At 54.6% G+C, this 15,237-nt stretch carries 13 protein-coding genes; 6 read left to right on the forward strand and 7 right to left on the reverse strand.

The annotated features are described in order from the left end of the window. Positions 1 to 5 precede the first annotated feature (5 nt). Positions 6 to 1,001, reverse strand: a complete 996-nt coding sequence (locus SYN7336_RS02760; protein ID WP_017324391.1) for a 2-hydroxyacid dehydrogenase — start codon at positions 999 to 1,001, stop codon at positions 6 to 8. Positions 1,002 to 1,292: 291 nt separating this feature from the next. Between SYN7336_RS02760 and SYN7336_RS02765 the strand changes: the two genes are divergently transcribed. From SYN7336_RS02765 to SYN7336_RS02780, 4 genes are all read left to right on the forward strand, one after another. After that, entirely contained in the window at positions 1,293 to 1,472 is a 180-nt protein-coding gene (locus SYN7336_RS02765) for a 50S ribosomal protein L32 (RefSeq protein WP_017324392.1), read from the forward strand. Positions 1,473 to 1,597: 125 nt separating this feature from the next. Beyond that, positions 1,598 to 2,017 carry a J domain-containing protein gene (locus tag SYN7336_RS24135; protein ID WP_017324393.1) on the forward strand — a complete coding sequence of 140 codons (420 nt, stop codon included), beginning with the start codon at positions 1,598 to 1,600 and terminating at the stop codon, positions 2,015 to 2,017. A gap of 129 nt (positions 2,018 to 2,146) precedes the next feature. Further along, positions 2,147 to 3,421, forward strand: coding sequence for a pitrilysin family protein (locus SYN7336_RS02775; RefSeq protein ID WP_026100639.1), 1,275 nt, complete (start codon positions 2,147 to 2,149; stop codon positions 3,419 to 3,421). A gap of 93 nt (positions 3,422 to 3,514) precedes the next feature. Next, positions 3,515 to 4,774, forward strand: coding sequence for a pitrilysin family protein (locus SYN7336_RS02780; RefSeq protein WP_017324395.1), 1,260 nt, complete (start codon positions 3,515 to 3,517; stop codon positions 4,772 to 4,774). Positions 4,775 to 5,097: 323 nt separating this feature from the next. Here SYN7336_RS02780 and SYN7336_RS02785 read toward each other — a convergent pair whose 3' ends face one another. The 6 genes from SYN7336_RS02785 to SYN7336_RS24150 form a co-directional block, all read right to left on the reverse strand. Continuing rightward, positions 5,098 to 5,559, reverse strand: coding sequence for a pentapeptide repeat-containing protein (locus SYN7336_RS02785; RefSeq protein ID WP_017324396.1), 462 nt, complete (start codon positions 5,557 to 5,559; stop codon positions 5,098 to 5,100). Between the two features lie 207 nt (positions 5,560 to 5,766). Continuing rightward, positions 5,767 to 8,010, reverse strand: coding sequence for an AMIN domain-containing protein (locus SYN7336_RS02790; RefSeq protein WP_162139078.1), 2,244 nt, complete (start codon positions 8,008 to 8,010; stop codon positions 5,767 to 5,769). Between the two features lie 143 nt (positions 8,011 to 8,153). Further along, positions 8,154 to 8,870: a hypothetical protein gene (locus tag SYN7336_RS24140; RefSeq protein ID WP_017324398.1), complete on the reverse strand. Its 717-nt coding sequence runs from the start codon at positions 8,868 to 8,870 to the stop codon at positions 8,154 to 8,156. Further along, positions 8,867 to 9,574 (reverse strand): PilN domain-containing protein, encoded by a 708-nt coding sequence (locus SYN7336_RS02800; RefSeq protein ID WP_017324399.1) that lies wholly within the window; start codon positions 9,572 to 9,574, stop codon positions 8,867 to 8,869. The genes SYN7336_RS24140 and SYN7336_RS02800 overlap by 4 nt, the downstream gene beginning before the upstream one ends. Positions 9,575 to 9,588: 14 nt before the next feature. Then, positions 9,589 to 10,737 carry a type IV pilus biogenesis protein PilM gene (gene pilM, locus SYN7336_RS02805; RefSeq protein ID WP_227498590.1) on the reverse strand — a complete coding sequence of 383 codons (1,149 nt, stop codon included), beginning with the start codon at positions 10,735 to 10,737 and terminating at the stop codon, positions 9,589 to 9,591. Positions 10,738 to 11,054: 317 nt separating this feature from the next. Next, entirely contained in the window at positions 11,055 to 12,548 is a 1,494-nt protein-coding gene (locus SYN7336_RS24150; protein WP_017324401.1) for a pentapeptide repeat-containing protein, read from the reverse strand. 428 nt (positions 12,549 to 12,976) lie between these two features. Between SYN7336_RS24150 and SYN7336_RS02820 the strand changes: the two genes are divergently transcribed. Continuing rightward, positions 12,977 to 14,140 carry a bifunctional oligoribonuclease/PAP phosphatase NrnA gene (locus SYN7336_RS02820; protein ID WP_369791869.1) on the forward strand — a complete coding sequence of 388 codons (1,164 nt, stop codon included), beginning with the start codon at positions 12,977 to 12,979 and terminating at the stop codon, positions 14,138 to 14,140. 328 nt (positions 14,141 to 14,468) lie between these two features. Then, the gene (locus tag SYN7336_RS02830; protein ID WP_017324405.1) at positions 14,469 to 15,182 is read left to right on the forward strand and encodes a response regulator transcription factor; all 714 of its coding nucleotides are present in this window, start codon (positions 14,469 to 14,471) and stop codon (positions 15,180 to 15,182) included. Positions 15,183 to 15,237 lie beyond the last annotated feature (55 nt).

Here is a 15,237-nt window from a genome sequence, read left to right on the forward strand (position 1 = left end):
GCTAGCTATGCGAACTGCACTTGATTGAGACAAGGTTTTCCCCGCTCGATATCGGTAATGTTCGCGAGGGTAGTACTGGCAATATTTTCCAGCGCGTTGCGGGTGAAAAAGGCTTGGTGAGCGGTAATGACAACGTTGGAAAACGATTGCAACAGTTGAAAGGTATCGTCTTGAATGATGGTATCGGACCGATCCTCAAAAAAGAGTTCGTCCTCTTGTTCGTAAACGTCAATGCCTAAATAGCCAATGGTGCCGGATTTGATGGCGGCGATCGCCGCCGGGGTATCGATTAGGCCCCCTCGACTGGTATTGACGAGCATGGCACCCCGCTTGAGCTGTTGCAGTGTGTCGGCATTGATGAGGTGGTAAGTGGAAGGCAAAAGGGGGCAGTGGAGGGAGACAATATCCGACTGGGATAGCAATTGGGGCAAATCGACATAGGTGGCTCCTAGGGCTGAAACCTCGGAATTTTCATGGGGGTCGCAGGCCAGTAAGTGACAGCCAAAGCCATTCATGATGTGGGCAAAGCAGAGCCCAATTTTGCCAGTACCTACGATCCCGACAGTCGAGCCGTGCAGGTCGAACCCCAACAGCCCTTCCAAAGAAAAATTATCATCGCGAACGCGGTTGTAGGCTCGGCTGAGCTTGCGATTGAGCATCAAAATGAGACCCACAGCATGTTCGGCCACTGCGTAGGGCGAGTAGGCAGGCACTCGCACGACCGTTAGCCCCAGTTCGCTGGCGGCTTCTAGATCGACATTGTTAAACCCCGCACAGCGCAGTGCTACCAGACGGGTGCCTCCAGCGGCGATCGCCTCCAGCGTATCTCGCCCGAGGTCGTCGTTAATGAAGACACATACGGCTGGAAACCCTGCAGCTAGAGCCGATGTTGTGGGGGTCAGTCGCGGTTCTAAAAATACCAATTCGTGACTGTGCTGCTCGTTGGCGGAATTCAGGAATGGTCGTTCGTACTTCTTACTACTGAAAATAGCAACTTTCATCGCGGTCCCCCTGCCAAACGATACTGCCAAACACTTGACTGAAGGTGATTTAGTCAAGCACCGATTTCACTACCTGCTCAGTTTAGGCCAAGAACTCTGGAGCGAAGTCAGTTTAGGCCAAGAATTCTGGAGCGAAGTCAGTTTAGGCCAAGAATTCTGGAGGAATTCAGTTTAGGCCAAGAACTCTGGAGCAAAGTCAGAGTTGGCTCCCCCTCAATGTTCTCGATCGGAACCGGAAGATTTCTTGTTAGACTAGCAAAGCTCTTAAAATCCCATTGAGATTGACGAACGATGGCAGTCCCCAAGAAGAAAACCTCCAAACGCAAGCGTCGCAGCCGCTTTGCCACCTGGAACCGCAAAGCCGACCTCCAAGCTCAAAAGGCGCTGTCTCTGGGTAAAGCCGTGCTGTCTCAGAGAAACACTGGCTTCTACTACCCGCCTAACGAGGTAGAAGAAGAGGAAGACGACTAGATCGTCCGCTTGCCAGTCCCTCGACCGGTTGGAAAGCCGCTATCCTCGGCGATCGTTCATCCCATCACTGACTTCACCCGAGACTTTGAGGTACCCTAAAGCATCCTCGCTGTCGAACTCTAGTTATGCGCGAGCCGACTTACTACGATCGCTTGGGTGTCGCTCCCTGGGCCTCCATTCAGGAGATTCGCCATGCCTACCGAGACCTCAGCAAGCGCTACCATCCCGATATCTCCCCCTTGGCCCCCGACATTGCCAAGCAACGCTTCCAAGGCATCCACGAAGCCTACGCCATTCTGACGAATCCCACCCAACGGGCCCTCTACGATGGCCGGACCGGCTTCGGCACGGTGCCCATCGTGCAAATCCAAGATCCCCCCTCCAACGGTTACCCCGAGCGAGCAGAGGCCGGTCGAGTCAGTGCTGCATCCTACGAAATTACCCGCCGTCCCCTCTCCGACTCCGAACAATTTGCCTTATTTACTTTAGTGGTAACGATCGCCCTCTCTCTCGCCCTGGTGGCATTTTTGAGCTGGTCAGGCTGAGACAGCGATCTCGAAATCCTCATAAAGCTTGACTCGATCGCCGCAATTCGTGCGTGCGAGGCGATCGCTTCGCGACTAAAATAGATACTTAGACGAGATAGATACTCAGACAAACAAGGCATACTCTCATTGAATTCGCTTGTTTCAGCCGCGATCGTTCGTCAGCTCGAGAATGGGTTGACAGCCATCTACCATCCCATTGCCGCCACAGATGCAGTCACAGTCGACATTTGGGTTCGAGCGGGCGGGCGTCAGGAACCCCCCGAACTCTTGGGCGTATCCCACTTCCTCGAACATATGATTTTTAAGGGCACCGATCGCCTCTCCCCCGGCGAACTCGATCGCGAGGTTGAAAGCCGGGGCGGCATTACCAACGCTGCCACTAGCCAAGACTACACTCACTTTTACATCACCGTTGCAGCCGCAGATTTAGCCGATACTCTGCCCTATCTGACTGAAGTGGTCACCCATGCTTCCATCCCTGAGGGCGAGTTTCAGCGAGAGCGACAGGTGGTCATTGAAGAAATTCGGCGATCGCAAGACAATCCCGACCATCGCGCCCACCACCTCCTCACCCACAGTGCCTACACCAATCACCCCTACGGTCGTCCCGTCTTGGGTACTGTCGATAGCCTCATGGCCCTGACCCCCGAACAAATGCGAGCCTACCACCGCAGTTGGTACCGTCCCGATCGCATGACGGTCGTGATGGTGGGTAATTTCGAGCTCGATTGGGCCGAGCAGCTCGTCGAGCAACAGTTTGGGGATTTGCCGGTCGGAGGGGTCGAGGTTCCCCGTCCTTCTGTATCGTCAGAGCCGCCTCTGGAGGGGGTGCGTCGGGTGGAAACGACTGAACCGCGCTTGGAGCAAGCCCGCTTGATTGTGGCTTGGCCCAGTACGAGTGTTGCAGCTTGGGACGACGCCTGCGGGCTCGATCTGTTGGCCTCGGTGCTGGGAGATGGTCGCTCCTCCCGACTGGTGCAGTTGTTGCGAGAAGAGCGGGGCTGGGTGCGGGGTATTGGCAGTTCCTCTGCAGTTCACTTAGATGCAGGGTTGTTTTACATCAGTGCCTATCTCGATGCCAGTCGCACGGAAATGGTCGAGGCTACGATTTTACAGGAAGTTCGCCGCCTGCAGCAGGAGCTGATTTCGCCAGAAGAACTGGAGCGGGCGCGCCGCATTTTAACCAATGAACTGGTCTTCTCCACCGAATCTCCCAGCCAACTGGCTCGCGTCTACGGCTTTTATCATTTCAGTGGCGGACTGGAGCTGGCCGATCGCTATTTAGAGTGCATCCGCACCGCCACTCCCGAATCCCTGAGACAGCTCGCTCTGCGCTATCTGCCGGTCGATCGCTATTGTATTACCCTGCTCGCGCCCGAAGAGGCTGTCCCCATTTGCTAAGAACCCGTTCTGTGCGAATTTGTCAAGCGTGGGGAGACTAGCTGCAATTGCTGTAGTATCTTTACGGTTGCCAGTGCCTGTCTCGAGTCAGAAGTGAACCCCACTATCCATCGATCCCAATTTTCCAACGGCATTGTCTTGCTGGCGATCGAGAATCCAGCAGTGGATATTGTTTCCGCGCGGCTGTATTGGAGTGGGGGAGCTTTAGCTGAAACGGCTCGACAGGCGGGACTTTCGCACTTAGTGGCTGCGGTGTTGACCAAGGGGACGGAAGGGCGAACTGCGCTGGATATTGCTGAATGCGTGGAGTCTGCTGGGGCCTTATTCGGCTCGGAAAGTACTGCCGATTACTTTGCCCTCAGCCTCAAGTCAGTGGCCTCAGATTTTCCCAGCCTGTTTCATTTAGCCTGCGAGATCGCCCGCAGGCCGAGCTTCCCGCAAACTGAGTTCGATCGCGAGCGAGCTCTGGTGCTGCAATCTATTCGCGCCCAGCAAGAGCGACCCTTCACAGCAGCCTTCGACCCCCTGAGACGGGCCCTCTACGGCAATCACCCCTATGCCTTTGCCGTCACGGGAACTTCAGACACTGTTGCAGCGCTCGCATGTGCCGATTTAGTGGCCTATCACCGCGATCGCCTGCGTCCCGACCGGTTGGTGGTGGCGATCGCCGGACGGATCGATCCGATCGAGGCCGAATGTCTGGTTGCCGATGCCCTCGGAGATTGGCTTGCCCCTGCCTCAGCCCCAGAATTGGCGGTCAATCCCTTGCCGAGCTTGGAGGGCGATCGCTCGCTGGTTTCAGAGCAGCAAACGCAGCAAACGATTGCGATGTTGGGCTGTCGGGCAGCCCCGATTGACAATCCCGATTGGATTCCCCTCAAACTTGCTTGCGTGCATTTGGGGGGCGGGCTATCCAGTCGCTTGTTTGTGGAATTGCGCGAAAAGCGAGGCTTGGCTTATGAAGTATCGGCCTCCTTCGCCCCCCGCCGTCATGCAGCGCCGTTGATTGCTTATTTAGGGACTGCTCCAGCCAACGCAGTAGAGGCGGTACAGGGGTTGAGAGACGAGTTCGATCGCCTCGTGCAGCAGCCTCTGACGGCAGACGAGTTGGCAATTGCCAAGCGCAAATTGCTCGGACAATATGCGCTGTCGAAGCAGACCAACAGCCAATTGGCACAGCTTTTGGGCTGGTACGAGACTCTCGGGCTGGGAGTAGCCTACGATCGTCACTATCCAGAGGCCATTGCGGCGGTGGATGCCGATCGCCTGCAGCGGGTGGTTGCCCGTTACTTAACGCAGCCCGTTCTTTCGGTGGCGGGACCGGCGGTTCCCGTGACGGCGATCGCGGGCTAATAGAGCTAACCGTAAGACTGACGGGCCGTTGGAGGTGCGAGCGGATCGATGGAAATTGGCCAGTGCGATCGCGGTTTGCGTTTTTGAGCTTTTGCAATCCAGTTCGGGCCGACTATGATGGAGGCAGCGGAGACTTATGTTTCCGTTCACTCCTCACACCTTGTTCCGCCTGACGTGTAGTCGGGCGGTTTTTTTCGGGGCGCGGTGTTTTTGCAACCTGAGGGCCAGACGCCTGTCGAACTGACGTTTTGCAATATAGACCCTGTGTTTTCGCGATAGAGGCCCAGGGGCGACGATCCCTGCCAGTGGAGGCCCCCCAACTGTCAATTGTCGGAGGGCGCAATATCTACTAGATACATACCTGCTTCGATCGGATCGAAGCCAGCAGGCAAACGGGTTTCCAAAGAGTAATTCGCTTCGCGCAGGTCTGCCAAATCTAAGTTGATGGTTCGCAGGTCGGCCCCTACGAGGTTGCACCAAACGAAGTTGGCGTGGGCCAGGTTGGCCCCGTAAAGATTGGCACGGCTGAGTTTAGCCCAGCTTAAATTGGCACGGTTGAGGTTGGCTCCGCTGAGGTCGGCCCCAATCAAGTTAGTCCAGTCGAGGTGGGCGTATTGCAGCTCGGAATTGTTGAGACGGGTTCCCACCATATAAGCCCAACTGAGGTCTATACCGTTGAGAATGGCTTTAGCTAGATTGGCTTCGTGCAGCTCGGAGCGGCTGAAGTTGCGTTCGCCATTGGCATATTCGTCGAGCAGTTCGAGGACGGTGTTGACAGCGCTCATGGCTTGAGGGGGGCGGGCGGCGATCGTAGGATTCCCACAGCGAGCTATTCAGCGAGCCTATTGGAGCGCGAACTCTTCACTGAGATCGCACCCCCAAGCTCTCTGTCAACACCTGCAGTCCACTGGTCGAACCCCGAGGGGTAGGCCAGCCACTCTGGGAAAAACTGCCAGTCAATGGCAAGAGATCGCGGAACCCTATCTCGTACTTCAGGTGTTTTCCTTCAGAATGTATGGGGTCATTAAGAGCACCACCTCGCGGCGCTCGTTCTCGGTACTTGATTGACGGAACAAGGCTCCCAACAATGGAATATCCCCCAAGATGGGAACTTTATCCACAGTGACCAGATCGGTATCTTGAATCAGACCCGAGATCAATAATGTTTCGCCATCTCTCATGCGCAACTGTTGCGAATTGAGCGTACGCTGGCTGAGGAGTGTGATGGTGGTTTCAGCAAATATCTCTGTCGATGAAGGGGATGAGACCTGAGGAGAGAGGTCGAGCGTGACAAAACCGTTGTCATCAATCCGCACATTTCTGACGACTAGCGTGACGCCAACATTACCGATAACAGCGGTTTCGGTGGTAACCCCTGTAGCCGGATCGGTCTGGAATTCAACATTGACAATAACTTCATCGCCGATGGTAACGGTACTGAACCCGCCGTCGCTGACGAAGACTTTCGGATCGGCCAAGATTTTAAAGCGATCGCTTTCGGCTAAGACCTCGATCTCTGCAATTCCTTGCGTGGCCAGATCGCCCAAACTGTCAAAGATAAAGTTACTGGAGCCATCTTCAAGCGGTGGTTGAAAGGCAGGGTCTAAGAAGAAGCCCAAGCCGAAGTTGCCACTTTGGAAGGAGCCGGCGAAATCTAACGTCAGGTTGTTATCCAAGATGACATCCACCAGCTTGAAATCGAGCATAGCTTGGCGGCGGCGCACGTCTAACTGACTAATTTGTGCTGAAATCAGATCGAGCTGGAAGGGGGTGCCGATGGCTGTGATGGTGTTGGTGCGCTCGTCGCCAAACAGTTGGACTCCATCTAGCGGAGGCAGATTGGCAGCCATATCGAGCAAGGTATCTAATACCCCAGGAATTTCGATATCTTCACCGATGATGGAATCGAGGTCGCCTAGCGTGGGTTCAATCCCTCCAGCTTGCAGAGTGGTCTCGAATACAAAGGCTTGATTGAGGCGGAACGTGCGCAACGTTTCCTGCTGGACCCCCGGCAAGGTATTGCCGATAAAGACCGTCTGTCCCACCCGCTCGGACTGTAACTGGTTGAGTTGCAAGAGGGAACCAAACACGTCCTGCAGTGGCGAGCTATTCACATCTAGAGAAACCGTGGCATCGGCAGGCACATCATTGAGCACAACGTCTAAACCCGCCCGCCGCACTAACAAACTCAAGACATCCGCCACAGGAGCATCTTTGAGCGTCAATGTCACCGTTTCGCGGCTGCCCAGATCGACAATGGGAGGTGTCAGCCTGATATCTCCCGTCACAATGTCTCCAACGGGAGGAGCTGTCGCGAGTGACAATCGCTGTCGGAGAGGGGGCGGTATTGGCTGCGCCTCTGGAGTTGTGTCAGTCCCTTGCGCCACAGACGTAGGCGGGAGCGCTGCTGGGGTGGGGGATGACGCTTCTGGGGCAGCAGCGGTTGATGGTGTTGCTGTAGAGGCTGCGACTGCGTTTGGCCGCGAGGGCGGTGCCGAGGAAGGGGAGCTTGAGGCGTTATTGCCGCGCAAATATGTATCGATGGGAGATGGCAGGCCATTCTCTAAGAGAACGCCCTCGCCCTGGGAGTTGCTAGCACTGGCGGTGGTAGAACTAGACTCCGATCGACGACTCCGCGGGGGTAATAGTGGCGGTAAGATGGCGGGTTCGTTCGCTTGGCTGGATTCCGGTAGTGGCGCTTCACCTGCAGCAACATCAGACACAGTTGCGGAGTCACTGGCATCTGTCGGTACGGAGGCAATGGTCGCCACGGGCGGGCTGTCGAAGTCGAAGACCAGCAGATCGCTGCTGCGGGTAGAGAGCAATCCTTGCGGAGCAGCAGTATCTCCTAAGAGGCGAATTTGAACGCCTGTGTTGCTGATTTGACGGGCTTCTAGATAGCGGATGCCGGGGGCGGGATTATCTTGACGATAGTGGCTGCGTTCGCCATTGACATCGAGGCTGACATTGGCAATGTCTCCCACCCAGGCGTTACCCTGCTGCGTGAAAAAGACTTGTGGGCGTCCCGTGCCCGCCAGAGCAATCTCCAAGGTCAAGCGATCGCCTTGCTGCTGTAGGTCAATCGCTCGAATGGCAGCCTGGTCTTGAGATTCGTTAGCAGCAATGGCCAAACGCGATGACTGCGAGCTAGGAAATAATACACTCGCAGCGGTTAGCGGCAAACTCAAGGCTAAACCAGCAGCTAGCCCTGTTTTCAGACAACGTTTTACGATCATAACCTCACACCTCACGGCAAATTCATTCACACCAAAGTTAATCAAACCCATCTCGAGAGATGGCGAATCTAGAGGGTTGTAAACTCAGTAGAGTCGCCAACCCAGCTAAAAAATAGCCAGCTTGCTAAAACTGGTCGAATCATTTACGTCTCTCCTTCATTAACTGTATTCTCGGGAATCACAATTGGGACCGAGCTATCGTACACAAACGCATCGAGATTGAATTCGGTAGTCTGAACTCTGCTATCGGGGTCAATACTGATTCTCAAATCGCTGACTTTAAACAACGTTTCCAAGCGCTCGATATTGCCCATCAAGTCGATCCATTGGTCGTAAGAAGTGCTATCGACAATCACCTGCGTAGAACTCTGCTGTAACTGCGGCTGAATTGCGACCGGTACGTCCTCCCCTGCCGGCTGAAATGGGCTGGGAATGAAGCTTTTTAATTGCACGTTGCTTTGGGTGACCAAGCGATTGAGTTCGAGCAATTGCGTATCGACGTTGTCGGGGGTGGGCAAGAGATTGCTAATGGCATCGTTAACCTGACGGGCTCGAACAATGTCGTCTTCAATGCCTGTCAGACTGACGATAACCTGGTTGGCAGTCTGTAGCCGTCGAGACTTATCTTGAATATCGGCATCCACCTGTTGCATTTCCTGCAATTTGGGTCGCAGGTGCACGATCGAGAAGATGCCCACACAGAGCAAGCCGACAGCTCCAATCAAGACCCCCAGTCGCAGTGGCGTAATTTCGATGCCGAAGAGCACCGTCGGCGCAGCCGTTTGTTCTAACGCTGCCAGTTCTTCTGGAGTCGGAATGTATTCCTCTTGCCCGTCGTAGCCACCATAGGGTCCGCTCATGTTTGCTCCTCCAAGTCGCGCAAAATTTCAATTTTCCGAATCAAACCGGTCGAGCCATTCTCTGAAAGCGTTAAAAACAGATCTTCAACCGAGCGATCGGTCAGGGTTACCTGCAGGCTATATTCAACGGTTGGCAAGAGTTCTGCCTCTGCGTCTCCTGAGGTATTTTCGAGGACGGCCCTCTCCAGCAAGGCATTTTCCACCAAGGGAGATTGCAACAAGGTCAATTGGTAGTCGTTCACACTATCGAATGAGGGAGATTGCCCCTCAATCGTGACCGTCCTGTTTTCGGCCCTAATTTCAGTAATCCAGACATTCGCAGGAACTTGCTGTCGGAAGTCTTCTAAAATGGACGACCAAGGCCGCAACTGATTGAAAAATGACTTGAAAGCCGAAGTGCGATCGTTGATGGCATTCAACTCGTTTTCCAATTGACGCAACTGGGCTACTTCCCCTTCAGCCCGACTCAAATCTGTTTCAACTTGTGCCAGTTCTCCCTTCAGATTGGCGAGCCGCCTCTCGACAAAAAAGGCCACTGCCCCATAAGCCCCTACGAGGACGAGAGCAAAAGCTGCACCGATAATGACAGCATTCGCTCCACTGCGAATTCCTCGGGCAACCGTAGGGCTGATGACAGTTCCAACTGCCCCCCCTGCGGCCTGCTGCTGCCGCTGCTTGAGGAAATTAATTTCAGGTGTGTACACGGTCTTCCCCTCCGCTAACTCTCTCGCATGCCTAAACCCACTGCCACCCCGATGGATGCCCGCATGCCTTCTGGAATGTCGATCGACTGCGGGACACTCACCCCATTCAAGGGATCTACCAGCGACACAGTTTGACTGAGTTGCTGTCCCAAGAACACGTCGATATCTTTGAGGCTGGCCCCCTGCCCAGCTAACAGAATTTGTACGACCGATGCACTGCCATCTTGGTTGGCGTAGAAATCGATCGAGCGCTGCAACTCGTCGGCCAAGTCGGTCAGTACCCTGGCGACTGCAGCACTGCCCGGATTGCCGGTGGGCCGAGAGCCCACATTGGGATCGACAATGGGCAGCTTCAAGGATTTGAGCAACGAGTCTGAGGTGGCTGCCGGAACGTTGAGGGCCTGTCCCAACACTTGCTGCATTTCCGCCGTACCGATATTGATGGTGCGGGTAAACTGCGGCACCCCAGAAACAATGATGCTCAACTGGGTGACTTCGTAGCCGATCGAGGCTAGGGCGATCGCCTCTTGCTGGCCGAATTGAGCCAGTTGATCTTTGATGGCGCGAATGAGTGCAAAGCTGGCCAATTCGATCGAGTTGACTTCTAGATTGGCCACCGACATCACCGATAGGTAGTTATCGACGATCTCTCTGGGCGTGGCCACCAATAACACCTCAATTTCTTCCGCCCCATCGGGGGAAACATTAATTCCCAAGGGTTGAAAGTCGATGTCCGCCTCTTCTCGAGGGAAGGGAATGTACAATTCTGCTTCTTGATTGAGGACCGTATTGCGCAACTCGTCTTCTGGCAAGTCGGCAGGTAGTCTCAGCAATCTCACAATGGCGTCTCGCCCCGGAATGGCACTAGCCACCTGGGTCTGCTTGATGCGATTCTCATTGAGTAACTCCAGTAAGGTTAGCCCTACGGCTTGCGGATCGAGAATTTTGTCATCCTCCATCGCTCCGCTGGGCATGGGAGTGGTCGCAAAGTGAGTCAGCTTGAGGCTAGACCCCTGCTGTTTGAGCTGAGCTACAGCAATCGTCTCCGAGGTGAGTTCCACCCCTAAGAGATTTTCACTTCCGCCGCCAGAAAATAGACCTTTTAACACAATCGCAAGGGGATAAATAGCCCCAGACACTACGGCTAGTGGAATAGTACCCAAAGGAATCGGAAGTTACCACCATATATGACAGTAATTTCCTTCTGTTTGAGGTACCCCTCCCTTGCACCCCAACTGGGCAGTTCATCTCGGCTGACCTGTTTCTCTTGAAAGTCCTTTCTCTTGAAAGTCCTTAGAGCATTGGCTAGGGCTGCGATTGAGGCAACTGCTGTCGGGTTTTCGGGCAAGTCTGAGGGTTACTCATAGTGTCTGCCGTCAGACCGAGATCGGTCGCTCTGTTAATGTTTCATTACGTTTGCACGTATAAGTTTGCAAGCTGTGCTGTTCCGGTACACCCCCTTCCTGGTGGGGGCTGACACTCAGCAGGTTCTCATCGGCTGCCCGCCTGCGAGTGTAGCCCCGCACAATTTGGCTCTAGTAAATCGGGCCCCGGGAAATCGACTGCCATCGAGATTGGCATTGGTCAAGTCCGCTTTGGCAAAGTTGGCGTCTGCTAAATTGGCTCCCACTAAAGTGACATTCACCAAATTGGCTCTAGTTAAATTAGCCCCCGTTAAATTGGCCCCCGTTAAATCGGCTCCTGCTAAATTGACCCGCTGCAGATTTGCATTGCTTAAATTGGCCCCCGTTAAATTAGCAGCACTCAAATCTAGACGGCGCAGATCGACATTGCTCAAGTCAACTCCACTCAAATCGGTGCCGCGTACAGACGCCTTCTGCAAACTTGCCGGAGTCCCAGATGCTCCAGCCAGCGTTGCCCCTGCTAATTGCGCGTTCGAAAATTGGGCGAGATCGATGTTTGTCTGCGATAGGTTGGCGAATTGCAAGTCTGCCTGTGTCAAATTAGCCCGAGCGAGCGTTGCTGCCGTCAGATCGGCGGAGTTCAACCGGGCTTGACTCAACTCGCTGGCGGTGAAATCGGCTTGGGGGGCGATCGCCTCACTCAGATTCGCTGCCATTAAATTCGCCTGCTGCAGCGTCGCCCCACTCAAATTAGACGCCACTAAACGTGCTTGACTCAACTGACTCTGGCTCAAGTCGGCACCGCTCAAGTCCGCCGTAAATAAATCTGCTGCTGTTAAGTCGGCCCCAGCCAAACTGGCTTCAGACAAAAACGCTCCGGTTAAGACTGAGTTTGCAACATTCGCTCCCTGCAATTGAGCTCCTCGCAGGTCCGCGCCCGTCAAGTCCGCCTCGCTTAAATCGAGGCTGTTTGTTGGGGCGGTACCCGCCCCTGTTGCCGCGACTGCCGCTAAATTCATCCCCATCGCCCCATCTGTAACTAGATTGCGCACCTGCAACCAGCGGCTGGCAATCGTGGTGTTCGCGTCGATCGCGGCATTGTGCAAGCGGGCTCGCTCCAACTGCACGTTCCGCAGATTGGCCCCTTCTAAATTGGCATTGCGCAAATCTGCGCCGGCCAAATTGGCCCCTTCCAACTGGGCTCCCCGCAAATCGGCCCCGTTTAAATTTGCTGCTCGCAAATCGCTGCCTCGCAAATTCGCCCTCTGCAGATAAGCTCCCTTCAAGACAGCTCCGGCTAACTGGCAATTCTCGCAGTCTCCCGTGGCCCGCACTTGGGCTAGCCGCTCGGCCGAAGTGGCACCGGGCAGAATATTTCTTCCCGGCAGAGCCAAGCCCTGGCCGGATAGGGCATCGAGGGCCGTCCTCGCTAACCGACAGTTGAGGCAAAGGGCAGTGGGGTTAAAAAACTGCGCCACTCGAATCGGTTCGGCAGGGAAGTCTAGGGACTCGGCAGGGAAATCTAGGGATTCGGCAGGGGCAGGCAAGGAGATTGCTCCGGCTGAGGTGGCCGCGATCGCCAGTAAAAGGGGCTGCCAAAAAGTCGACATTGCTGTTAGAAAAGGAGGCTTGCGTTCAGAGTACTGCGGATTCGATCGCCAGCAAACAGTCTCGTTCCTCCCTTTGATGTACTATGCTTGGGCATTTCCCGCGCGATCGATAGAATGACTCTATATCAAGAATGATCAAGAATGACTCTATTCGGCTCCTGTGGAGGCAGGGGCTGGGATCGATAAACAGTTTGTGCCATCGGAGAGTTTGTGCCATCGGAGAGTTTGTGCCATCGGAGAGTGCCATCATGGAAGTGGAGACCGATCTGGTGGAGTCGGGCTAGCGAGTTAGGGGAAAAACAGTATCCATGTTAGAGTTTGCTTCGCACTGAGCGATTGTTCGCGAGAGTCAAGAGTTTAGCTACACCATTTGCAGGCGTTTATCTGTGGAAGTGTTTATGACAGTCGAAAGTCAGCAGATTACTCCTATGCCTTCCTTGTCGGCCGTGTCGGTGAATACTGCCAGCAGTATGGGTAAGAAGGCCGTTACCGGCTTGCGCTCTAAAGCGGAGTTGTTCCGAGCCAATCTCGAACGGCATCGAGGCGATCGCCAGCTAATTGTCCTGCAGGATTTTCCCGATCCAGATGCCTTGTCTACCGCTTGGACCTACAGCCTGATCGCCGAGCAATACGGCATTCAAACCGAGACGGTTTATGCAGGTACCCTCAGCCATCAAGAAAATATTGCCCTCGTGCGGCTGACGGAGCTACCCTGCCAAAAATGGGATCTCAGCAGCGTGCGGGCAGCCGATCTGAAGCAATACGATGCGGCGGTGTTTGTCGATCACCAAGGCACCACCAGCCAAATTGCCGCACTGGTAAAAGAAGCCGAACTGCCGATCGCCGTCATTGTCGATCACCACAGCACTCAAAATCTCTACGAAGGGGAATTCGAAGATATTCGACCTGCGAGTGCGGCTACGGCCACGATCTTCACTCAATATTTGCAAGAGGGCGCGCTCGAACTGGATGCCAGCAACCCAGTACACGTCCAGTGTGCGACAGCGCTGATGCACGGCTTGAGATCCGAAACCGATCGATTGCTGCAAGCCAAAGAGGCCGATTTGGCGGCGGCGGCCTATATCAGCCGCTTCTACGATCCGCAGTTGCTGACAGCGGTGTTGCAGTCTTCGCGATCGCGCCGTGTGATGGAAATTATTGCCAAGGCATTGGGCAATCGCTGCATCCGCAACAACTTCTCAATTTCGGGGGTCGGTTACCTGCGCTACGAGGATCGCGATGCGATTCCGCAAGCCGCTGACTTTTTGCTGTCAGAAGAGGATGTGCATACGGCGATGGTCTACGGCATTATTCATTCTGAAAGCGGCCAAGAAGTGGTGACGGGGTCGTTGCGCACCAGTAAGCTCACGCTAGACCCCGATGAGTTTCTCAAAAAAGCATTCGGTCAAGACGGACAGGGGCGCTTTTTTGGAGGCGGTCGCAGTCGAGCGGGGGGCTTTGAGATTACCCTCGGGTTCCTGTCGGGGTCGAATGAAAACTCGGACTACGCCGAGCAGAAGTGGAGCATTTTTGACAAGCAGATTCGCCAGAAGCTGTCTCGGCTAATCGATCCCGAGGAATCGACCCGCTGAAAAGTTTAAGCGACGGGTTGTCTGCATACTCCTAGCAATACTGAGCCCCAGACACCCAGTGCGCTCTATCACAATCCCCCTTGCATCGAAACCATTCGGAGTCCGTACGGTACTTTTTTTTAACTGAGCGATGCTGAAACCTGAGCATTCTGGATGGCAGAGCCGCCGAACGAAGGTCGCACTGCAGCTAAGGAATTGCTGATTGTCATGACAATCGTATCGATCGTGATTGAAGTAGGATCGTTTCCCTACCTCTTACTAGGCAATGCGCTACAGTTCTAGGGAGAGCTTCCCGTTCTTGAGGAAAAGCAACATTTTGGAGTAGGGGATGGCAGAATCGACCCCCAAAGGCCACATCTTGGTGGTAGAGGACGAGCAGAAACTGGCTCGGTTTATCGAGCTGGAGCTCGGGTATGAAGGCTATCGCGTTACGGTTGCCAACGATGGGACGGGCGGTATGATGGCCTCCCGCGAGCAAGAACCCGATCTGATTTTGCTCGACTGGATGTTGCCGGGTATTTCTGGTATCGAGATTTGTCGGCGATTGCGGCAAACGGGCAATCGCGTCCCGATTATTTTGATGACGGCTAAAGACGAAGTGGTCGATCGCGTCGAAGGCTTAGATGCTGGTGCCGACGATTATGTTGTCAAGCCCTTTAGCATTGAAGAGTTGCTAGCCCGCGTACGGGCTCACCTGCGCCGCTACAGCGGTCAGGGGGAAGGCAAACTCACCTTTTTGGATCTCACCCTCGATCCCATCACCCGCGAGGTGGTGCGGCGCTCGGGTGAAGGGGATGACGCCAGCCTGCGCCGGATCGAACTGACAGCGAAAGAATTCGACTTGCTGCGCTACTTAATGGAACATCCCCGCCAAGTGCTTACCCGCCAGCAAATTCTCGAAAATGTTTGGGGCTACGACTTTATGGGCGACTCCAATATTATTGAGGTCTATATTCGCTATTTGCGCTTGAAGGTAGAACAAGAGGGAGAAAAACGCTTGATTCAGACAGTGCGTGGTGTGGGATATGTATTGAGAGATTGAGTCCCGCTCCCTTGCCGCGCAGGTCACTCCCTGGCGATCGCGGTTCTTGCTTCAA

The sequence above is a fragment of the Synechococcus sp. PCC 7336 genome, assembly GCF_000332275.1.
In the GTDB taxonomy this organism is placed as follows: Bacteria; Cyanobacteriota; Cyanobacteriia; order Thermostichales; family PCC-7336; genus PCC-7336.